Here is a 21,918-nt window from a genome sequence, read left to right on the forward strand (position 1 = left end):
AACGCGCAGAAGGATCAACCACAGAAGGTCAGGGCCCGGTCGCGTTGGCGAATATGTACGAGTTCGCCATGACCGGGGCCCTGAGGATTCCGCGATTTATCTCGTCGGCCTGCGGAGAATTGGGATCTGCGGGTCCTCGGCACATTCATCACCGAGCTGGTGCTGTTTCTTCTCGGCATCGCCGCGGTCGACTTCTATGTCGCGATCATCCCGCTGCCGCCGGCCCTGCAGTCAGCCTGGCTCGTGGTCCACGTCTTCGTCGCCTCAGCTGCAACAGCGTCTTCGGCCTCGGCTTCCCACTGGTCGGTGCTTGCTGACAGTTCGCCGTCCAGCTCAGTCCGGTAGTCTGACGGGGTGTTCAGCGGAAGAAGCGGGGAGAGCGCGACCGAAGGGGACGCTCTCGACCGTCAGCGACGATCGAGCTGGCGTCGCGTCGTATTCGGCTTGATCGCTGTGCCGGCAGTCGTCGTTGGGCTGCTCGCGATGCATTTCCTCATCGGCGAGAACATGCCGGTAGCAGGGAATGCGTATTCCATAGCTACCATTGGCGCGGCGGACTATGCCTCTCCTGCTGCAGAGCAGGGGACAGTCGCTTCTCCCACCTGCGCTGATGTTTGCAGTCCGGCGCACGACAACATGGTCGGGATGGCTTGTGCGTTTGCCCTGCTGGTCTCGCTAGTGCTTCTGACCCTGCACCTGTTCCGCTTCAGGTGGGAAACGTTCCACCTCGTGCTGAGGTCTCTCGCCGCCAAGGTGACCGCTCTTGAGCCGCCGATTTCGCCCTCACTTCACGTCCTCTCCATCAGCCGAACCTGATCCGCTGCATATTGGCCACGCCGGAGCGAACCTCGCTCCCTGGTGACGCCGTGTTGGAGCTCGAGACCGGGATGAACCCGAATACACCGGGCTTGGCGCAGCAGATCGCCACGATGAGAGACCTCCTCAACACGCCCTAGAGCGTCCCTCCGGCCTGATACCAGCACCTCGGTCGATCCCGTAGATGGGATCGACCGAGGTCATCCCCGCAGCCTTCGTCCAAGAGGGGAGAGCCGAACCGCCGCGCCGCAACTCCGTTTGTCGCGACTGGTCAGCGTCGACTCCCCGATCACCGACAGCGTCGCTGAGTCACACCGATCCTTCGGCCTCGATCCCATTACAGAGGAAGTTATGAATCTCCCGCTCGCAATCCCCAGCCCCGACATCAGCTATTTCGATATCGGCCCGCTGCGCATCCACTTCTACGCGCTCCTGATGATCGCCGCCATCATCGTCGCCGCGGCGATCACTGCCCGGCGACTACGTCGGTCGGGCACGAACCCCGACACCGTCTTGGATATCGCCCTCTGGGCGGTCCCAATCGGAATCATCGGCGGGCGGCTCTACCACGTAGCCACCCACCCCGCCGACTACTTCTTCGCTGGCGCTGACCTATGGAGAGTGCTGTATGTCTGGGAGGGAGGTTTAGCAATCTTCGGATCTATCACTTTTGGCGCCCTCGGAGTCTGGATCGGTGCGCGCCGGGCCGGGGTGTCCTTCATCACCGTCGCGGATGCTCTGGCGCCCGGGCTCCTGGTGGCTCAGGCAGTCGGGCGAATCGGCAACTATTTCAACCAGGAACTTTTTGGCGCACCCACAACACTCCCCTGGGGCTTGGAGATCGACCAGAGCAGTCCCGCGTTCCCTCCTGGCCTTCCCAGCGAAACGCTTTTCCATCCTCTGTTCCTGTACGAGATGCTCTGGAATCTCACGGGCGTCGCCGTCATCCTCCTGGTCGAACGGCTCGCCCGCCGCCGGGAGGGGTTCGCCATCGGTACCTACCTGATCTGGTATGGAGCCGGGCGAGCCTGGTTCGAAAGCTTCCGCCTGGACCCCACCGAGCTCGAACTTCTCGGCGTCAAAATCAACATCATCACCGCCGGTACCGTCGCCGTGCTCGGGGTGATCATCATCGCAGCGTATGCACACCGCACCCTGGCCAGATCGGACTCCGCTCCGCGATCGCCGGGTTCAGGGCGCGAAGCCGACAGGATATCTCGATGAATCTACCGCTTGCCGAGTTGCGGGTTGGCCTCGTTCATCAGCCCGGAACCTGGCTGTCTCCCCGAAACCCGCACTCCGTTTCCCAACCGTAGCAACGTGCTCGAAATCTCCCGAAAGGAACCAGATCAATGTCTACCAAGAAGAACCCAGACAGTCCAACCTCAGATGCAGAACGAAGTTGGCGGCTTCATCGGCGACTGGTGCGTATCGGCAAGGCAATGATGCTCGCTGGTGTCATCGTCGTGTTCATCCATTGGCTAGCCCATCTTGAAGCCTTCGGGCCCGGCCAGCCGGGTGGATGGCTCGACCTCGCCGTGGGGTACCCCGCCGGCGGTCTTCTCGCCATGCTCGGCGCGATTCTTGCCGGGCGAAAACGACCCAAGTCTTCATAGGCCGACGAAGAATCCCCTAACTTCAATCGGCGAGGTCAACTTTGACCAGCACCGACCACCTGGTGCTCGACGAAGGACGTGCGGCAACGCGGACCGTCGGCGAACTCTCCGACCAACTAATTCTGTCGACGCTCATCCCAAAAGTGACGTGGAAGAAAGCCGCTCATCATGAGCCCTGGCCGACCTCATCTCACCTCATTCGCATACCCAACCCGCATCACAACCGAAGGAACACCCCCATGCCAAACTCGATTTCGCTCCGGCAGCAACTCAGCCGACGCACCTTCCTCAGTGCGGGTCTGTCCGGGGCGGCACTGCTCGCCCTAGCAGGGTGCACGCCGACTCCAGCGTTTCTTTCGCCCACATCAGCGCGCGTTGCAAAAACTGAGGCGGCCCGAAAAGCGACCGGGGCGACCACCAAAGTCGCGCTGCGTGCCAGCACCGGAGCCATTGATCTGGCCGGCACATCTGCGCAGACCTGGAGCTTCGGATCAATCCCGGCACCCATCATCCGCTTGGCCCAGGGAGACGAACTCGACGCCACCATCCAGAACACGCTGCCCGACGCAACTACGGTCCACTGGCACGGGCTTGCACTGCGTAACGACATGGACGGTGTACCGAACCTCACCCAAGACGCCATCGCGGCAGGATCCTCGTTCCGCTACCGGTTCACCGCCCCCCACCCCGGGACCTACTGGTTCCACCCCCACGTGGGCACCCAAATAGATCGCGGTCTCTACGGCGCCCTCATTATCGAAGACCCGAGGGAGCCGCTGGCCTACGACGACGAATGGGTGGTAATCCTCGACGACTGGCTCGATGGCGTCACTGCAACGCCTGAGGAGGTGTTGGCGGAACTCTCCAAGGGGATGAAGGAGATGGCCGGGATGGAGGGAATGATGATGCGGATGGGCAACACACTCATGGGCGCCGAATCGGACGCGCTGGGTGGCGACGCGGGCGACGTGTATTACCCGCACTACCTGATCAACGGACGCCCCCCGGCCGACCCTGAAACGTACACGTCTGCACCGGGGAAACGCGTGCGCATCCGCATGATCAACGCAGGCGGCGATACGGCGTTCCGGGTGGCCCTCGCTGGGCACACGCTGACTGTCACACACACCGACGGTTTCCCGGTAGAACCCCTCGACGTTGATTCAGTACTCGTGGGGATGGGGGAACGCTACGACGTCATCGTGACCCTCGGTGATGGCGCATTCGCATTCGTGGCCGAAGCGGAAGGGAAGAACGCGCGGGCCTTCGCCGTCGTCCGGACCGGTTCCGGGGCCACGCCCGCTAGCAACGTCACCGTTTCCGAAATCACCGGGCGGTTGGCGACGGCAGACGGGCTGCGTGCCGCGAGTGAGGTCGTCCTGCCGAACAAGAAGCCTGACCGCGAGCTGACGATCCGTTTGAGGGGAAGCATGAAGAAGTACGACTGGTCACTGGATGGCCGACCTTTCACGATGGATGATCCAATGATCAAGCCATACTCGATCGCTGAAGGAGAGCGGGTCCGGGTCAACTTCGTTAACACCACCTCGATGTGGCATCCGATGCACCTACATGGGCACACATTCCAGCATGCCGGAGGTGGACCGCGCAAAGACACCTCAATCGTGCTGCCCGACCGCACCCTCACCGTCGATTTCGACGCGGACAACCCCGGCCGGTGGCTCGCACACTGCCACAACATTTATCACGGCGAAGTCGGGATGATGGGTGTCTTTGCTTACACGGGGTGAGCGCATCGGGGTCACAGACACGATCAAGGACGGTTCGGCTGCCGCGATCGCTGACCTGGTCGCCCGGGGAATCGGTGTGATGATGATGACCGGCGACAACCCACCACCGCGGCTTCGATCCCCGCCAAGTCGGAACCGGGCGTGTCGGCGCGACATCACGTTGACCTCGGGAAGCCAGGCTGGCCTGGCCACTGCGATCGATCCCGCCACCATGCGCAACATCCGGCAGAAGCTGGTCACAGCAGTTTGGCTGCAACGCAGTCGGCATCCCCTCGCCGCCGGATGTTGCGCAGCGTTCGGGGTGATGCTCAGCCCGATGATCGGCGCCTCGGCAACGGGGCTGTCACCACTGTCATTCGTCTCCAACTCCTACCGGCTGCGTCGATTCACCCCCAAGCTTGCCGCCACCACACACCCCTTGACCACCGACCGGGTGGTCGAGATCGTTAACCAGGAAGACCCCAAGGAGAACCCCATGTCACACCAGGACGAGTCGCCCACCGACAACGCGACGTTTGTCACCGATCCTGTCTGCGGGATGACTATCGACCCGAAGACGGCCGCCGCCACCCGCGAACACGACGGCGCCAGGTTCTACTTCTGCTCGGCGGGCTGCGCCGAAAAGTTCGACGCGGACCCCCACCGCTACGGCCACCCCCACGCGGCACACTGATACCCGCGATAGGGACCTTGAGGAGAAAATGAGGCCGTAGGACCGGTGGCGACTACTCCTCCTTGGCCGACGACGGATGGGCCAGCCGTGAGGGAGCTCGGGGATCAGGGCCTCGTGCGGGTCGGGACCGTCAGGACCGTAGTTGATCCGGTACACGTACCGATCGGGCTGACGGGCGACTTGCGGGAGCTCGCCCCACGGCAGCGCGCGTAATAGCGCCAGCCACGACTCGTCCGGCTCTTCCTCGACGGACACCTGCCAACGCCGAGGGATGCCGGCGAAACCGCCGCTCCGAATCACGGTCACCTTCATGCCCGCGATCGTACTCCCTCATCTGATGTTGCCTACCACCGACCCACACCGTCGCCCTCACCAGCGATCCAGAAGACCGGCGTGACCGGCGGGCTGAGGGGTGCAGCAAATGGAGCCAGAAACCGCTACGAGAGCCATGAGCGTGTGGGAACATGCCGCCGTTGGGTAGAGGCGCAGCCCGATAAGGGCCGCGAGACGAACGACCGGCATCTTGCGGGTGGCTCGGAAAAAGCCGTTTACTTGTTTGGGGGTTTGCCATTCGGGCCTGTACGGGTGCGCGGTCGAAAGTTGGGGTTTCCAGGGTACGAGGCTGACATAGTTGTCGCTCTCAACTCTCGTCGTGCAGGGCCTCGTTCTCGGCGGTCGCCCCGCGGCCGTCTGCCCGGTAGGTGTCGCCGGGATCTCCGGCAAGCTTTACTGCGTCTGAGCGAACTTGCTGTGCATCATCAGCGTCATCGGTTCGGCTCTGAGCGCGTCTCCTGCCGCTGGCAGCGGACTAAGGCGAGGCCCCTCCTACAGGGACGGCCCCAGCCGCTCGCTGAACTGCGACCTCGACGGAAGCCCGGCGCGGTCAATGCGCGGCCCGCCATCAAGTCCCTCGCTGCGGCCCGGGGCGCATGAGAACGGCGGCCAGGGCGGCCGCCACAACGGCGATGCCAGCGTTGAGCGTGAGCGCGATCGAAAGCCCCTCAAGGAACGCGGCGTGGTGAGCTGCGTCGAAGTCCCGATCGAACGCGGCGTTCGGCCCGAACGACGAGCCGATGATCACGCTCATCACCGCGATCCCGAGAGCGAGCCCGGTGGCCTGGACCGAGTTGAGGACCCCAGCCGCCATACCGTACTCGGAACCGACACCGGAGCCGAGGGCCGCCGCCGTGGTGGGGGTCCGTGCGATCCCGATGCCCACGCCGGCGAGGGCGAGCCAGAACGCGAGGGCACCTGCATCGGCGCCGAGGCCGAGGGTGCCGAGGCCGATCAGGCCTGCAGCGAGCAGCAGCATCCCGGCCGTGACGATGGTCCGGCCGGTGAATCGGTCCGCGAGCAGGCCGGCGATCGGCGCCACGAGGACGATCGTGATGGTCAGCGGAAGGAGGCTGAGCGCCGCCTCGAGGGACGAGAGCCCGAGCACGGTCTGCAGGTACAGGGCGAGGAAGTAGAACAGGCTGCACATGACGGCAGTGGAGAGCAGGGTGACGAGGATCGCACCGGTGAAGACGCGGCTGCGGAAGAGCGCGAGGTCCACGAGCGGCTGACGGGTCCGCCGCTCATGCACGACGAAGAGCACCGAAGACGCGATGGTGATTGCGGTGAGGATCACGACTGGTGGTGAGAACCACTCTCCGTTGCTCGACTGATTCACGGCAAGCACCAGCCCGACGAGCGCGATCGCCGAGAGGAGCACCCCCACAGGATCGATACGCTTGCGCACCGGGGCAGGCTGGGATTGCGGCAAGACCAGCCGTGTGACGAGCCAAGCAAGGGCGCCGAGCGGCACGTTCAGGAGGAAAATCCAAGGCCAGCCGAACGAGTCGTTCACCACCGCGCCGAACAGCGGGCCAATGCCGAGTGCACTAGCTGACACCCCTGCCCAGACTCCCAGCGCGACACCGCGCTGGCGCGCCGGGAACGCGGTGGCGATGAGGGCCAGCGCCGCCGGTGCTACGAGGGCGGCGCCAAGCCCCTGCAGGGCACGAGCACCGATAAGGCTCGGGGCGTCCCTAACCAGACCGCCAATTAGTGATCCCGCGACGAAGACGGCTAGTCCCAGGAGGAAAATGCGCCCGGCACCGTGCCGGTCGGCGAGGCGGCCGCCCAGCAGGGTGAACGCGGCGATCGAGAGCGTGTAGGCGTTCACTATCCATTGGAGTGCGTCCAGCCCGACGCCGAACTCCTGCTGGATGGAAGGTAGCGCCACCGACAGGGCGGTGTCGTCGGCGAGCAGGAGGAAGGTCACGAGGCTGAGCGCGGTCAACATGCTCCAGCGTGCGCGGAGCGGGAGCGACGCGTCCTCAGGGCCTTCCTTCTGGGCGGCGGTGCTCCGGCTCATCAGGTCCCCACATTCAGGGCGTCAAGTGCATCCGCTACAACACCGGCCGAAGCCTGCAGGAGCGCGTGTTCGCCATCATCCATCGGCACCTCCAGCACTCGGGAGATCCCCGCGTAACCGACCACCGCGGGCACCGACAGCGCCACGCCGGTGATCCCCCGGTAGCCCTGAAGTACGGAACTCACCGGCAGGATGGCCCGCTCATCACCGAGAACCGCCTCGACGACCCTGACCGCTGCGAGGCCGATCGCATAGTTGGTGGCGCCTTTGCCCGCGATCACCCGCCCGGCGGCACCCTTCACAGATGCCGCGATCCGGTCGAGCTCCAGCTGCCCTAGCGGCTTCCGGCCTAGCGGCTCCCAGTCCCGGAGCGGCACCGGGCCCACCCTCGCCTGAGACCAAAGCGGGAACTGGGAATCGCCGTGTTCGCCGAGGATCATGGCGTGCACGCTCGAGGGAGCCGCCCCCGTCGCCATGGAAAGCTCCCATTTCAGTCGTGAGGAGTCGAGGACGGTTCCCGAGGAGAAAACCCGGGAGAACGGCAGGCCGCTGTGCCGCTGGGCCACGACGGTGAGCACATCGGCGGGGTTGGTGACGATCACGTACACCGCATCGGGTGCATGCGTCACGAGGACCGGCATCAGGGCCTGCAACATCTGCGCGTTAACGGCGGCGAGCTCCAGCCGGGATTGGCCAGGCTGCTGTTTAGCGCCCGCGGTGACCACCACGACATCCGCTCCCGCAAGGATACCCGGGTCGCTCCCCCCCGAATACCCGCGACGACCCCGCGTAGAGCGATCCGTGGGTGAGGTCGAGCACCTCGGCTTCGACCCGAGCCGACTGAATGTCGAAGAGGGCAATCTCGCTTGCGCTCTGCCGCAGAAGAGCGGCATAGGCCAGCGACGTCCCAACAGAACCGGCGCCGACAATGCCGAGCTTGGACGTCCCGCTCCTCCTCTTCCGCTCCCCGCTGACGGTCTCCCAAAGGGTCGGCTCAGCCACGGCGCCGCCGGGCCGTCCACAGTAAATATCCGCTCAGCGCCCCTGCCACACTGACACCAACGCCGATCATCGCGTTCTCCCACGACCGCCACCTTCGGTCTCCCGCGACGAGTCCCCCGACACCGTTGATCAGCGCTGCGGCGACCATACCGGCGACCAACCGGTTCCCGATCCGCTCCGTCCGCCCCACCAGCGGTTCGAGCTCCGCCGCCCGCAGGTGCACCTGAATGCCGGTCGAATCCATCCCCGCCAGCAACCGGCGCAGCCGCCCCGGCAACTCCACGAGCAACTCGCCGGCGTCCGCGGAGGCTCCTGCCAGCCGCTTAGCGACCTCCAGCAGTGAGAGCCGCTGTTGCAGCAGCCGCTTCGAGTACGGAGTCAGAGCCTCCACCAAGTCGAAGTCCGGGTCCAGGCGGACACCGATGCCTTCGATCATGATCAGCACCTTGAACAGTGCCGCGACCTGGGCCGGCAGCTGCAGGTGCTGCTCCCGAAGCACGTTGAGCAGCTGCGTCATCAGCTGCCCCATGCTGATCTCACCAAGCGACCGGCCATGGTACAGCGACACGAACGTGGTGAGGGAGGCGCGAAGTCGCTCCCGATCGACCAGTTCCTTCCGGACGGAGAGTCCGACGAGCGCGGCACCGAGCCCGTCTGCGTCCCCTCTGGTGAAGGCGATCAGGAAGTCGGTGAGCTGCTCTTGCAGCTCCTCACCCACCTCACCGATCATGCCGAAATCGATCAGCGCGATGGTCGCGTCGCTCTGCACGAACATGTTCCCGGGGTGAGGGTCCGCGTGGAAGAAGCGATCATCGAAAATCATCTTCAGCACGACGTCCGCACCCCGCTGCGCAAGGACCTTGCGGTCGATCCCCGCGCGATCCAGGGCAGCAAGGTCGTCGATCTTGATGCCGCGCATCCTCTCCATAGTTAGAACCCGCGATGTGCTGGTGTCCCAGAAGATCCTTGGGATGGTGACGTCGGTGCCCGCGAAGTTCGCGGCGAACCGCTCCGCGGTGCGCCCCTCGCGGAGGTAGTCGACCTCGGCACGGATCGAGGCGGCGAACTCCTGCGCGATCCCCGGCAGGTCGTAGTCGCTGGCAAGCTCCCAGCGACGCGCGGCTCTGACGGCCAGATTCTGCAGGATGTCGAGATCCTCCTCGATTTGCGCGACGACACCTGGACGGCGCACCTTCACCACCACCGCCGTACCGTCGGAGAGCATCGCCGTGTGCGCCTGCCCGATAGAGGCGGCTGCGAGCGGTTCGGGGTCGAACTCGGCAAACAGCTGTTCGGGTTCCGCCCCCAGCTCCTGGCGGATCGCCTCCCGGATGTCCTCAAGCGGCACTGGGGGTGCGGAGTCCTGGAGCTTCGCGAGCTCCTCGGCGTACTCGGGGGGAACGAGGTCCGGCCTGGTGGAAAGCAGCTGGCCGAGCTTGATGAAGGTTGGCCCCAGTTCCTCCAGAGCGAGGCGCAGGTGCTCGGCGGTCCGGTACGGCTCCTCCCTCCGCTCGTGTCCAAAGGCGCCGTGGTGGAACGGGACGAACCTGTCGAGGCCCGTCCACCCGGCGAGGAAACCGAGCCCGTGGCGCGCCAGCGTCTCTGCGATGTACTCGTAGCGGGAACGGTGGTTGTTCACTTCTGCCTCGTTGCCGGTCCGCCAGCTGCGCCTGGCTTGCTCCGTCCACCATGGTTCCCGTGCGTACCGGTACCACCAGAGCCGCCATGACCGCCATGACCGAACACGTGCATGGCGACGACCGCGACGATCCCCAGATACGGCACAGCGGCAAGGACGTGCGGCCAATGGTCAACCATGAGGTAAACAGCGATCCCAGCGACGGCCAGCGCGAGGATGATCCACATCGATGCTGGAACCCGCGCTGCCCGATCAGCCGGTTCCCGCGGCTGTTCGGGTTCGGCGCTGGAGTGGTCATGGTGCGGAAGCTCGATACTCACGAGGCGGCTCCGGGGGTCTCGAGGAAACTCTTGCGCATCCCGAAGGTTGCGTCGGTGATCGCCATCGATGCCGCCGCATCGGGTGCGAGGCCGGTCAGCGCCCGGATGGCGTCGATCGTCTCGGGAACCACGATGGCCTCGTTGAAGACCTGGTAGGTCAGATACACCTCGTCCCCGTTCACGGTCACGAGGTCCTCCCAAAGCGCCACCTCCCACATGTCACCCCGGGGCCGGCCAAGGTCCCGCATGAGTTCGATGGTGGAGTTCAGAGCGACGAGACCGTCGGAGATCCGGATGAAGGCGATGCGCGGGGCGGCACGGAAGGCGTCCAGCACCTCTTCGCGTGTGGCTTCCCGCGTCAGCTGTAGCGTCCAGTAGTGATTGTGCGTCTGCGTGTGAGCACCCTTCGCCGCGATGGTAACGAGGTCCAGGTCCGGTAGGACGGTCTGCGCGTCCGGGCCCTGGTGGGACGGAATACTCGGCTCTGGGACCATGGTGTTCATGATGCCGCCGAGGTGCGATTCCCAAGGGTCGGTGGCGCGGCGGATCAGCACCCCTCGCGCTTTGAGCAGGAGACCCGCGTCCCGCAGCGCGCCGAGGATTCGGACGATACTCGTGGTGTTACAGGACACCACCCGGGTGCTCTCCCGTCCGAGTGCGCTGTCGTAATTCGCCTGCGCCACAAAGGAGTGCCCCGTCGTTTTGTGCGACTCACCGCCTTGGAGCACGAACTTCACGCCGGCCTGCCGGTAGCGCTCGATGTTCCCAGCGGCGATGTGCTTCGGGGTGGTGTCCACCACGATGTCGACGCGGCCGAGGAGATCCTGCAGGGTTCCTGCAACGTCGACGCCTGCTGCTCTCATGTCGCCCGCCGCCTCGGTGGTTGCGGCGTAGATCGGTGCACGACCGGCCGCGGTCTTAATGCGCCAGTCGGTCGCGATATCAGCGATACCCACCAACTCCATATCCGGCTGAAGTTTGACGGCATCGGCGACCCGCTTGCCGATCACTCCGTATCCGTTGACGGCCACTCTGGTCATATCCACTGGGTGCTCTTCCTTTTCGCGGGTGCGTTGTTTTCCTTGTTGGCTGTTACCGGCACGTTCCGGCCGTTCGCGGATGGCAGGGCAAAATCCTCACCCTCCCCACCGGCGAGCATCACGTAGGTTCCTGTGACGCCGATGCGGACCGGGGGTGCGCTGCCGAGCTGTACCCGGATCGACAGGTTTTCAGCGCTCATGGACACGTCGATCAGGTGGCCGCGGTACTGCACCTGGAACCCGGCCCTTCCCAGGTGGACGGGCGGCCGCGGGTCGAAAGTCAGCGCATCCGCGTCGGTCTGCAGCCCAGCGAAGGCCCGCATTATGATGTCGACCGTCCCTGACATGGCCCCCAGATGGATGCCCTCCCGTGTGGTGCCGCCCTGGGTATCATCCAAGTCCGCGACCAGCGCCTCTCGGAAGACGGACCAGGCTCGGGCTTCGTCGAATCGGGACAGCACCGAGGCGTGCACGACGCGGCTGAGGGTGGAACCGTCGGCGGTGCGGGCGAGGTAGTACTCCACCGTGCGTTCCAACTCCGGCTCGCTGAACTGGTAGCCGAGCCGGTGCAACTGGTTCGTCACGCCGGCAGGCCCCAAAAGGTAGATCAGCATCAGCACGTCCGCCTGTTTGGCCAGCTTGTACCGATTCGTCGCGTCGTTTTCGGCTTCGAGGATCAAGTCCAGCCGCCCGATGTTGCCATATTTCGCCCGGTAGCCCGGCCAGTCCAGCTCGAGGAGGTCTTCGTAACCGTCGAACTGGCTCAGGATTCCATCAGCGTGGAAAGGGACGGCGAGCCGACCGCCGAGCCGGGACCACTGGCTAACCTCCTCCGGCGTGATGCCCAGCCGGTCGGCGAGATCATCGCCGGGATGGCCGTCAAGTTCCCGCAGGACGTCGGCGGCGCGATCGCAGACCCAGGAGACCAGCACATTCGTGTAGGCGTTATCGCGCAAGCCAGCCCCAGGCGAGTCCGGATACCCGTCATGGTACTCATCGGGCCCCATCACGCCAGCGATGTGGTATCTGTCCGTTTCCGGATCCCGTTCGGCAAGCGAGGCGAACATCCGTATCACCTCGACAATCAGTTCAGCGCCCCGGGCCGCCAACCAATCGCGGTCGCCCGTGGCCTGGAAGTGCTGCCACGCGTTGTAGGCCACGGCCAGCCCAACATGGCGCTGGCGGCTGGAATTATCCGGCATCCACCGGGCTGACCGCGCGTTGTACAACTGGTTCGGAGTCTCCTCCCTCCCATCGCTGCCGCTCTGCCAAGGGAAAAGCGCCCCCTTGAGACCCTGCTTCCGGGCGCTCGCCCGCGCGGTGTCGAGTCTGCGCCAGCGGTATTCCAACAGCGCACGGCTGACCTGTGGAAGGCGCAGCCCGATCGCGGGAAACACGAAAAGTTCGTCCCAGAAGATGTGGCCCCGGTATCCTTCCCCGTGCAGGCCGCGAGCCGGCACCCCGGCATCCAGGGCAGCGGTGTGCGCGGAGATCGTCTGCAGCAGGTGGAACACGTGAAGGTTAAGGACGAGTTGGGATTGCCGGTCGGCGTCGATGGTGATCCCGAACCGGTGCCAGAGGCGCCGCCATGCCGCATGGTGTTCCGCCAGCAGCGCGGTGAAGGTGCCGTCGTTCCGGGATAGCTCCGCCAACGCGGCGGTTGCCGGAGAAGAGATGGCGCCATCGCGGGAGGTCACAACGGCTGTGATCTTGACCATCGTGACCGGCCGCCCGTCAGTCACCTGCAGGTCGAAACTCTGGCGGTACCATCCGCCGACATTCTCAGCTTCATGGATCGCCACCGGTGCGCCCTCGTCGAACGTTGTCCTCACGGCAAGGGCGACGCCGATGCGGCTCTGGCTGGTCCACACCTCGCAGAGCACGATATTGCTCTCCGTCTTCGTGAATACCGGGTCCGCGAAATGCCGAGTGCCCGCGTACGTGCGAACATTGCTGTTCACCACGCCTGCGTCGACGCCGACACGGACGCCCACCGCCCCGCTGAAACCGTGAGCTGTGAAGGTCGTCTCGAGTGCTGCCAGATGGGGATTATGCATGGAGACCAGCCGCCGTTGGACGACGACGAGCCGTTCCCCCTCCGGCCCGACCAGCGTCGCCCTGCGGGTCAGCACACCCCGTCGCAGATCGAGTTCTGTTCGCTCCTCCGAGACTTCGCCGTCGCCGGTTGACCACCACGGACCCTCACCGATGCGAACGTCCACCGGCAGCCAGTTGGGGATGTTGACGAGATGCTCTTCTTCCAGTTCGCGGCCGTGTTGAGTGGCCACCGTTCGGTTGAAGATACCGGCCAGATATGTGCCGGGATAATGGATGCCGTCATCATCACGCTCCGGACGCGCACCGCGCGTTGCCATGTACCCGTTGCCCAGAGCCGTCAACGCTTCCCGGTGGCCCTCATGCGCCGGATCGAATCCGACGTAGACAAGTGTCCAGGGATCGGTGCGCGAGGCGCCCAGATCAAGCTCCGAAACGTCACCCAGGACGATATCGGCCCCCGCTAGCTCCAGTTGTTCCCGATGCCCGGCACGGTCGACCCCGACAACCAGCCCGAAGCCGCCGCTGCGACCGGCCTGGATACCGGATACCGCGTCCTCGACAACCACGGCATTCTGGGGTGATACGCCGAGCCGGTGGGCAGCCTCGAGGAACATCGCCGGCTCCGGCTTGCCCGGCAAAATCAGTTCTTCGGCGACTTGGCCGTCGACGATCACGTCGAATTCCGCCTCCAGGCCCGCAGCGTGCAGCAGGGCGCGAGCATTGCGGCTGGCGGTGACGAGACCGACGGGGATACCTCCGTCGCGCAGGCGACCCAGTAGTGCGACGGTCCCTGGGTATGCACGAATGCCATTGCGGTTAAGGGCGTCAAGAAACAGGGCGTTTTTGAGGGCGCCGAACCCGTGGACGGACCACACCTCCGGCCCGTCGTCCCGATCGCCGACAGGAACGTCGACGCCGCGCGAGGCAAGGAATGCGACCACCCCGTCCTCCCGCTGTCGGCCGTCGACGTAACGCCGATAATCCGCGTCCTCGTCGAATGGCCTGGCTTCGGCGGCTCCGGACAGTCGATCGTCCGCGAGTACCTCATCGAAGAGCTGCTTCCACGCCGCCGCATGCACGGTGGCCGTCTGGGTGACCACCCCGTCCATATCGAACAGGACCGCGCCGTAGGGCAGAGCCGCACCATGCCGGTCCCTATCACGCGAACGAAGTTCACCACCGTGCACTGCCTGGTTCATGCTAAACGGGCTCTTCGGTTGTTTCTTCCGACGGCTGGTTCGGAGACCACTGCCAGTTCCTGATCTCGGGCATGTCCTCCCCGTGCACACGGATGTACTCGCTGTGCGCGACCAATTTGTTCTTGAGCTCCTCTCGCACGTGCGCCGAAGTTCCCTGCAGCCGCGGCACCCGGTCAATGACGTCGATAGCTAGGTTGAAACGGTCAATCTGGTTAAGCACGCACATGTCGAACGGGGTGGTTGTGGTGCCTTCCTCCTTGTAACCGCGGACATGGAAATTGTGGTGGTTGGTGCGCCGGTAAGTAAGCCGGTGAATTAGCCACGGGTAGCCGTGGTAGGCGAAGATTACCGGCTTGTCCGCAGTGAACAGCGCATCAAAATCGCGATGCGGCAAACCATGAGGATTTTCGGCGTCGTCTTGCAACCGCATCAGGTCCACGACGTTGACCACTCGAATTCGCAGGTCCGGGAAGTGGGAGCGCAGGATGTCAACGGCGGCGAGTGTTTCCATCGTCGGGACGTCCCCGGCGCAGCCCATCACGACATCAGCTTCAACGTCCGCGTCCGAACTCGCCCAGTCCCAAACACCGATGCCTTTGGTGCAATGCACGATAGCTGAAGGCATATCCAAAAATTGCAGCTGGGGCTGCTTGCCTGCCACGATCACATTGACGTACTGGCGGCTGCGCAGGCAATGATCGGCCACGGACAACAACGTGTTGGCGTCCGGTGGGAGATACACGCGGATCACCTCGGGCTTCTTATTGATCACGTGGTCGATGAAGCCCGGATCCTGGTGTGAGAAACCGTTGTTGTCCTGCCGCCAGACATGAGAGGTCAACAGATAGTTCAGCGACGCGACCGGCCGACGCCATTCGATGCCGTTGGTGGTGTGTAACCATTTGGCGTGCTGGTTAAACATTGAGTCAACGATGTGGACGAACCCCTCGTAACAGGAGAAGAACCCGTGCCGGCCGGAGAGGAGGTATCCCTCCAGCCAGCCCTGGCACGTGTGTTCGGAGAGGATCTCCATCACCCGACCGTCACGGGCCAGGTGATCATCCTCCGGAACGGTCCGGGCGTTCCATGCCCGATCTGTCGCCTCGAGCACCGACCCCAACCGGTTCGAGTTGTTCTCATCCGGTGCGAAGACCCGGAAGTTATCCATGTTCCGTGTCACCACGTCCCGCAACATCTCTCCGAGGACGCGGGTGCTCTCCACCGCGCCGGTACCCGGCTCGGTGACCGGAACGGCGTAGTCCCGGAAGTCGGGCATCCGCAAGTCTCGTAGCAGCATGCCGCCGTTCGCGTGCGGGTTGGCACTCATACGCCGTGTCCCTTCCGGGTGCAGCGTGCGGATCGCTTCCACCGGAGCGCCGGTTTCATTGAAGAGCTCCTCGGGACGATAGCTGCGCAGCCAACCCTCCAGCACCTGCCGGTGGGCGTCGTTGTCGCGTGCGGTACTAAAAGGCACCTGGTGAGAGCGCCAGGAGCCCTCGACCTTCTGCCCGTCGACTTCTGCTGGCCCGGTCCATCCCTTGGGGGACCGGAGCACGATCATTGGCCAGCGGGGCCTTTCGGTCCGGCCGTCCTCGCGCGCACGGCGCTTGATCTCCCGGATCTCAGTCAGGCAGGCATCCAGGATCCTGGCGAAGTCTTGATGCATCTGTTCCGGATCTTCGCCCTCGACGTAGTACGGGGTGTGACCGTAGCCGCGCAGCAGCCCGTCCAGTTCGTCCCGGTCGATCCGGTCCAGAATGGTCGGGTTCGCAATCTTGTAGCCGTTCAGGTGAAGGATCGGAAGTACGGTACCGTCACGGGCCGGGTTGATGAACTTATTCGAATGCCAGCTCGCGGCGAGCGGTCCTGTTTCAGCCTCACCGTCGCCGACGACAGCGGCGACGATCAGATCCGGGTTGTCGAAGGCTGCCCCATATGCGTGGGAGAGGGCATAGCCCAGTTCTCCGCCTTCGTGGATGGAGCCGGGGGTTTCCGGGGCGACGTGACTGGGAATGCCGCCGGGGAAGGAAAACTGGTGGAACAACAGCTTCATCCCGGCCGCATCCTGGGACACGTTCGGGTAGGTTTCGCTGTAGCTGCCTTCCAACCAAGCAGCCGCAACGGGTCCGGGACCGCCGTGGCCGGGACCCATGATGTACATCATGTCCAGGTCCCGTTCCATGATGGCCCGGTTCAAATGCGCGTAGATGAAGTTCAGCCCGGGAGTTGTCCCCCAGTGCCCCAGCAGTCGTGGTTTGATGTGCTCCGGCAGCAGCGGCTCGCGCAGCAGCGGATTGTCCATCAAGTAGATCTGACCTACGGACAGATAGTTGGCCGCCCGCCACCAGGCATGGACGCGCTTGAGTTGATCGGGAGCGAGGACGGGCACCGGGCCCGGCGACGTCGGGTGGTTAGTCATAAGATCTCCTGTCGGTGAAGGTGAGAGCGTCCCACGGTTGCGACCGTGTTCATCGGGTGCCGATCGGTGCCGGCTCGGCCTTGGCAAGGCTGCCGGTCGGCTCTACGGGTTCGGGCAGACGCAACCGCTTGAGCAGCAGGGCGTTGACGGCAACGATGACACTGGAACCGGACATCGAGATGGCGGCGATTTCCGGACTGAGCATGATGCCGAAGGCAGGGTAGAAGACACCGGCGGCGATCGGCAGGGCGATGACGTTATAACCGATCGCCCAGCCGAGGTTCTGGCGCATCTTGCGCACCGTCCCCTTGCCGATCCGCAGCGCAATCGGCACATCCAGCGGATCGGAACGCATCAGCACAACATCGGCGGTTTCAATCGCGACGTCGGTGCCAGCCCCGATCGCGATGCCCAGGTCGGCCTGCGCCAGCGCTGGGGCGTCATTAACGCCGTCGCCGACCATCGCAACCCGCTTGCCCGCCGCCTGCAACTCCGACACCTTCGCGGATTTGTCCCCGGGCAGCACTTCCGCGATGACAGTATCGATGCCGAGTTGCGCGGCAATGCGTTTCGCGGTTGCCTCGTTGTCACCGGTAAGCATGACCACCTCGATACCGGCCTCATGCATGGCCGCAACGGCGGGGGCCGCTGTCTCGCGGGCGGCGTCGGCCAAGGCGATCACACCGACGGCTTTGCCGTCAACAGCTACCAGGACAGCCGTACGGCCGGTTGAGGCGAGGGTTTCCCGCTCCTCGGCTACCGGTGCGATGTCGATGCCTTCAGCGACCATCAGTTTGCGGTTCCCGACGAAAACCTTCCTCCCGTTCACGGTCGCACCTGCGCCGTGGCCGGGCACGTTACGAAAAGCATCGGCCGTCGCGGAAGGTACGCTGCGAGCCACGGCATAGTTGACGACGGCGCCAGCGAGAGGGTGCTCGGATTCGCGTTCCACAGCCGCGACGAGAGCGAGTAGTTCGTCCTCGTCGATACCGTGGGCGATGAAGTCTGTAACTTCCGGCTCACCCTTGGTCAGAGTGCCGGTCTTGTCTATTACCACGGTGTCGATGCGGGCGGCGGTTTCCAAGGCGGTGGCGTTCTTGAACAGAACACCGCGTTTGGCGCCTAGCCCGGTACCAACCATGATCGCCGTCGGAGTGGCCAGGCCCAGAGCATCGGGGCAGGTGATCACGACAACTGTGATGGCGAAAAGGATCGCCTGCGCGACACTCGCGCCGGCCAGCCACCAGGCAAGGAAGGTGGCAGATCCGCCGATCAGGGCCACCAGGACCAACCAGAACGCGGCCCGATCGGCCAAGCGTTGGCCCGGCGCTTTGGAGTTCTGAGCCTCTTGCACCAGGGCCACGATCTGCGCAAGCGCGGTATCCGCACCGACCTTCGTAGCACGAACCCGCAGGGTGCCGGTGGTGTTCACCGACGCACCGATCACGTCCGACCCTGACGACTTGGCCACCGGCAAACTTTCCCCGGTGACCATGGACTCATCGATCTCCGACTCGCCGTCCTCGACGACCCCGTCAGTGGGCACCTTCGACCCCGGACGCACAAGCATCAAATCACCCGGCATCACTTCGGAGGTCGGCACCTCAACCGGTTCCCCGTCGCGGATCACCAGAGCCTTGGAGGGCGCCAGTTCGAGCAGCGTCCGGACGGCGTCATTGGCCCCGCCCCTGGCCCGCATCTCGACCCAATGACCCAACAACACGAACGTGGCCAGCACGGTAGCCGCTTCATAGAACACCTCGCCGCCGCCGGTCAAGGTGACAATCAGGCTGTAAAGCCAGCCAGCTCCCACGCCGACCGCGACAAGGACCATCATGTCCAGTGTCCGAGCCTTCAGCGCCCGATAAGCACCATCGAAGAAAATCCACGCCGAGTAAAAAATGACCGGCAGGGAAAGGATCAATGCGAACACGTCGTCACGCAGGGCGAACGGGGCCGGGACAGTGAACCCGATCACCTCACGTCCGATCGGAGACCACAGAGTAATCGGTACCGAGAGGATGACCGCGACAAGGAACCGGTTCCGCATGTCACGAATCATGGACTCCATCGACATGCCATGGCCGCCCCCGTGACCCATAACTTCCTGCGCATCCCGGGTGACAGGCTGACCGTGGCCCGCATGGGCCTCGGTACCCGCCTGGTGCGCCGGGGTACCAGCGTCGCCGGCATGGGTCATCGTCGGTGAATCCCTGACTGCGGCTCGGTTATAGCCGGAATGCTCTTCAGGCGCCTGAGGGTGGTGTCCGGCCGTGCCGTGACCCGCATGCTCCCGCGCGCCGGAAGCGCCGCCGTGCATCGGGTCACAGATGTGGTCCGGCACTGACTGGCCGGAGCAATGATAGCCGCAGTCGCGAACCCACCCGGCCAGGTCAGCAATGGACGTCAGATCGGGGTCGAAGGTCACGTTCGCGGTCTGTGAGACCGGGTTCACTTCCACTCTCAACACACCTGGCCGTCGGGACAGGGTTGCTTCCGCGACGGACTTCGACGAGGCCCAATGGACCCCCACCACTTCCATAATCGCGGTCTGTGTCTTTTCACTCATGCGCATACAACCTTTTCTATAGCCGAATGAGCCAGGCACCGGTTTCAGACCGCCGCTCTCGGCGGACATGTATTCGCTGGCTCAGTGGCAGGGGGAAAATGTCGGATTGACCGGACGGTGGCGTATTACTGCGGCGCACCCCGGTCACCGGCCAGAGGGCTGCAGTCAGGCGTCCTACGTCCGACTGACAGAAAGCTGGAGGAGGGATACGCGATACACCGACACACCAAAATTCGTAGGCATCTTGATGCATGGAATCGCTATCGCCGCCAATCCAAGATCATCGGTCTCGCTGAGGACGGTTTCTGGAAAAACAGCGGCAGAAATCAGGTCCAGACATGATCCGAATGCGCCAACACCGGCGGGGCAGTGGATAGAACCCGCAGGAACCAACTTCCCATCGGCCCGGTCTTGGTCCACCAGAGCATCCTCCGTGGACAGGTCATACTGGGCGGTCGCGATTTCGGAATCGTCCGGAGACGACACGAGCGAGTGCGAGGTGGAACTCACTTCCTCCCCCGATATCACCCCCATGCCAGAGATCGCGGTGATGACAACGAACGCAAGGACGGCAGCGATGATTGCTAGGGAGCTCCACGAGAGATCTTGCCGTCGCAGCAACCGGGCCATTCTTCTCCCCCGTCCGTTGCAGAAAGCTTTCAAATGTGTCCGCTTTCGAGGTCATCCTATCCTCACCCGGGTCATCTTCGCCAGAAAACAAAATGCCCGGGTTATCGAGCCCCCTCCGTCCGCAATCCAAGTTCAGTTCAAGCCTGGGCGCGCTCCGATTTGAACCCAATGATCGCCGTCTCCCTCGCCGTGCGTGGGGTGTTGTCGGGTAGCTGCTGGTTTCCGGCGTCGTCGAGAGCATTACTATCGCTGACCGTCGGTTTCGCCGGTATCGTTGAGCCGTGATTGACAATTACTGGTTGAACGCCTTGTGGTCGGTCATCCCGACGATTCTCGTTGGTGCGGCCTTCTTCTTCGTCATGCGCGGGATCATCCGTGCGGACCGGACGGAGCGCGCTGCGTACGCTAACCTCGAGGCGGCCGAGCGTTCGAGGCTGGGTCTTCCCCCTGCAGCAGTGAAAGACGCCGCCAGCCTCAAAGACGCAACCGGCACCAAGACGAGTAGTCCCGCCGGTATATAGCTGCGGATGCATGCCGACCGGAAAGAGACCGGAAACTAGTGACCGTACCCCTTTTTTGGGCGGCGGGCGTATCGCGTCCCAAGGGTGTGTGGACACATCGGGTCACCAGAGAGACGATGCAGCGACATCCATTTCAGTGACGGTCGCGATCTGGGTGCTGTTGCCCCGACGCAACAGCACCCAGATCTGGTGGTGTCTACCCGGTCAGGCTGTGGTTACCGGCCGTCCGCCGTTGCGGTCATACCACTGCTCCAGCCAGGTCTGCATTTGACCGATCTCGGCCAGTTGGACGTCTCGGATGTTTGAGCAGAGGTCGATCAATTCGGGGTGTTCGGCGGAGTCAAGGCATTCCGCGGCCTCCCGGATAGCAGCCCAATGGTGACGGATCATGGACCTCATGAAGTGGATCTCATACTTCGCCCCGCTGAACTTCTCTAAACGCTCCATTGAGCGCATGTCGCCTTCGCTCATCTGCGGCTCGTAGGTAATCCCATACCAGTCCTGCAGCCACATTTGCATCTTCTCCATCTCCTGCTGCTGAGCCTCGATAATCGATTGGCACAGGTCCCTCAGTTCCTGGTGAGTAGCTTTCTCCAGACAAGTCTGCGCCATGGCGGTGGCCATCATGTGGTGGTCAACCATGCTGGTGAGGAAATCCACCTCAAAAGCGGCGGCTTCCTGGCTCTGGGCTGGCGCATCCGCCAGCGCGGGTGCGTTCCCGGCGAACCCGCCGCCCGACACCGCTCCCAGTGCCAGTGCGGCCGATGCGGCGAACACCCGGATCCGCCTGCCCATAGTGTTTTCTTGCATGATATTCGTACTTCCGATCAAATCTGCCAGAGGCCAGATCGCCGGAGAGCCTGGCCCGCGCCTGACCAGTGGACTTAGTTGGATTCAGGCTCCGAGGGAAGCCAAGAGGTCGTTGCAGGCAGTTTCGCAGCGGCGGCACGCTTCGGCGCAAACCCGGCAATGCTCGTGCATACCAGCGTGGTTTTCACATTCATCGGCGCACGCTTTGCAGGCCGCTGCGCAAGCCTCGAGGACGGCTTTGGTGATGTTGGCGTCATAACCGGTGTGGCGGGAAAGGACGTTGCCGGTAGTGACACAGATATCAGCACAATCCAGATTGGTGCGGATGCACTTGGTGAGCTCGGCAACCATGTCTTCGCTCAAACAAGCATCCGCGCAGGCGGTACAGGTCTGTGCGCACTCGAAACACGCAGCGATACACTCCGCCAGTTTCTGACGGTCGACGTCGCCGAGATCCTTCGGATAGGTTTCCAGCATTGAAGTGATGTGAGTCATC

At 63.9% G+C, this 21,918-nt stretch carries 17 protein-coding genes and 1 pseudogene; 7 read left to right on the top strand and 11 right to left on the bottom strand.

Features of this window, described 5'->3' with window-relative positions; all coding sequences use genetic code 11:
• The first annotated feature begins 159 nt into the window (after positions 1-159).
• The 6 genes from D9V29_RS08460 to D9V29_RS15125 all read left to right on the top strand — a co-directional run bounded on the left by D9V29_RS08460 (position 160) and on the right by D9V29_RS15125 (position 4,856).
• Positions 160-345: a hypothetical protein gene (locus tag D9V29_RS08460; protein WP_121672893.1), complete on the top strand. Its 186-nt coding sequence runs from the start codon at positions 160-162 to the stop codon at positions 343-345.
• A gap of 9 nt (positions 346-354) precedes the next feature.
• Entirely contained in the window at positions 355-816 is a 462-nt protein-coding gene (locus D9V29_RS08465) for a DUF6153 family protein (RefSeq protein ID WP_147436243.1), read from the top strand.
• Between the two features lie 351 nt (positions 817-1,167).
• Complete coding sequence (gene lgt / locus D9V29_RS08470; protein ID WP_121672895.1) at positions 1,168-2,040, top strand: prolipoprotein diacylglyceryl transferase; 873 nt, start codon at positions 1,168-1,170, stop codon at positions 2,038-2,040.
• Between the two features lie 128 nt (positions 2,041-2,168).
• Positions 2,169-2,432, top strand: a complete 264-nt coding sequence (locus D9V29_RS08475) for a hypothetical protein (RefSeq protein ID WP_121672896.1) — start codon at positions 2,169-2,171, stop codon at positions 2,430-2,432.
• 239 nt (positions 2,433-2,671) lie between these two features.
• On the top strand, positions 2,672-4,183 hold the full coding sequence (locus D9V29_RS08480; protein WP_121672897.1) for a multicopper oxidase family protein: 1,512 nt from the start codon (positions 2,672-2,674) through the stop codon (positions 4,181-4,183).
• Positions 4,161-4,856, top strand: a complete 696-nt coding sequence (locus tag D9V29_RS15125; protein WP_147436244.1) for a YHS domain-containing protein — start codon at positions 4,161-4,163, stop codon at positions 4,854-4,856. Before D9V29_RS08480 ends, D9V29_RS15125 begins: the two co-directional genes overlap by 23 nt.
• A gap of 901 nt (positions 4,857-5,757) precedes the next feature.
• On the opposite strand, the gene D9V29_RS08490 is transcribed toward D9V29_RS15125, so the two are convergent.
• The 9 genes and pseudogenes from D9V29_RS08490 to D9V29_RS08530 form a co-directional block, all read right to left on the bottom strand.
• Positions 5,758-7,215, bottom strand: coding sequence for a DHA2 family efflux MFS transporter permease subunit (locus D9V29_RS08490; protein WP_121672899.1), 1,458 nt, complete (start codon positions 7,213-7,215; stop codon positions 5,758-5,760).
• Positions 7,215-8,217 (bottom strand): annotated as a pseudogene (locus tag D9V29_RS08495) (L-lactate dehydrogenase). Before D9V29_RS08495 ends, D9V29_RS08490 begins: the two are co-directional and overlap by 1 nt.
• A complete protein-coding gene (locus tag D9V29_RS08500; protein WP_121672900.1) occupies positions 8,210-9,856 on the bottom strand; it encodes an ABC1 kinase family protein in 1,647 nt (548 codons plus the stop codon). The pseudogene D9V29_RS08495 and the gene D9V29_RS08500 overlap by 8 nt, the downstream one beginning before the upstream one ends.
• Entirely contained in the window at positions 9,853-10,176 is a 324-nt protein-coding gene (locus D9V29_RS08505; protein WP_121672901.1) for a DUF2933 domain-containing protein, read from the bottom strand. The genes D9V29_RS08500 and D9V29_RS08505 overlap by 4 nt, the downstream gene beginning before the upstream one ends.
• Positions 10,173-11,216: a type II glyceraldehyde-3-phosphate dehydrogenase gene (locus D9V29_RS08510; protein ID WP_220699938.1), complete on the bottom strand. Its 1,044-nt coding sequence runs from the start codon at positions 11,214-11,216 to the stop codon at positions 10,173-10,175. The genes D9V29_RS08505 and D9V29_RS08510 overlap by 4 nt, the downstream gene beginning before the upstream one ends.
• Complete coding sequence (locus tag D9V29_RS08515; protein ID WP_121672903.1) at positions 11,213-14,473, bottom strand: beta-phosphoglucomutase family hydrolase; 3,261 nt, start codon at positions 14,471-14,473, stop codon at positions 11,213-11,215. The genes D9V29_RS08510 and D9V29_RS08515 overlap by 4 nt, the downstream gene beginning before the upstream one ends.
• Position 14,474: 1 nt before the next feature.
• Complete coding sequence (locus tag D9V29_RS08520; RefSeq protein ID WP_121672904.1) at positions 14,475-16,892, bottom strand: phosphoketolase family protein; 2,418 nt, start codon at positions 16,890-16,892, stop codon at positions 14,475-14,477.
• Between the two features lie 49 nt (positions 16,893-16,941).
• A complete protein-coding gene (locus tag D9V29_RS08525; protein WP_121673027.1) occupies positions 16,942-19,461 on the bottom strand; it encodes a heavy metal translocating P-type ATPase in 2,520 nt (839 codons plus the stop codon).
• Between the two features lie 174 nt (positions 19,462-19,635).
• A complete protein-coding gene (locus tag D9V29_RS08530; RefSeq protein ID WP_121672905.1) occupies positions 19,636-20,091 on the bottom strand; it encodes a hypothetical protein in 456 nt (151 codons plus the stop codon).
• A 281-nt stretch (positions 20,092-20,372) separates the two neighbouring features.
• Here D9V29_RS08530 and D9V29_RS08535 point away from each other — a divergent pair, with 281 nt between their 5' ends.
• Positions 20,373-20,612: a hypothetical protein gene (locus D9V29_RS08535; RefSeq protein WP_308428565.1), complete on the top strand. Its 240-nt coding sequence runs from the start codon at positions 20,373-20,375 to the stop codon at positions 20,610-20,612.
• A 204-nt stretch (positions 20,613-20,816) separates the two neighbouring features.
• Here D9V29_RS08535 and D9V29_RS08540 read toward each other — a convergent pair whose 3' ends face one another.
• Positions 20,817-21,422, bottom strand: a complete 606-nt coding sequence (locus D9V29_RS08540; RefSeq protein ID WP_121672906.1) for a DUF305 domain-containing protein — start codon at positions 21,420-21,422, stop codon at positions 20,817-20,819.
• Between the two features lie 84 nt (positions 21,423-21,506).
• The gene (locus tag D9V29_RS08545) at positions 21,507-21,917 is read right to left on the bottom strand and encodes a four-helix bundle copper-binding protein (RefSeq protein WP_121672907.1); all 411 of its coding nucleotides are present in this window, start codon (positions 21,915-21,917) and stop codon (positions 21,507-21,509) included.
• Between the last annotated feature and the right edge of the window lies 1 nt (position 21,918).

The sequence above is a fragment of the Mycetocola manganoxydans genome, from assembly GCF_003667545.1.
GTDB lineage: Bacteria > Actinomycetota > Actinomycetes > Actinomycetales > Microbacteriaceae > Mycetocola_A > Mycetocola_A manganoxydans.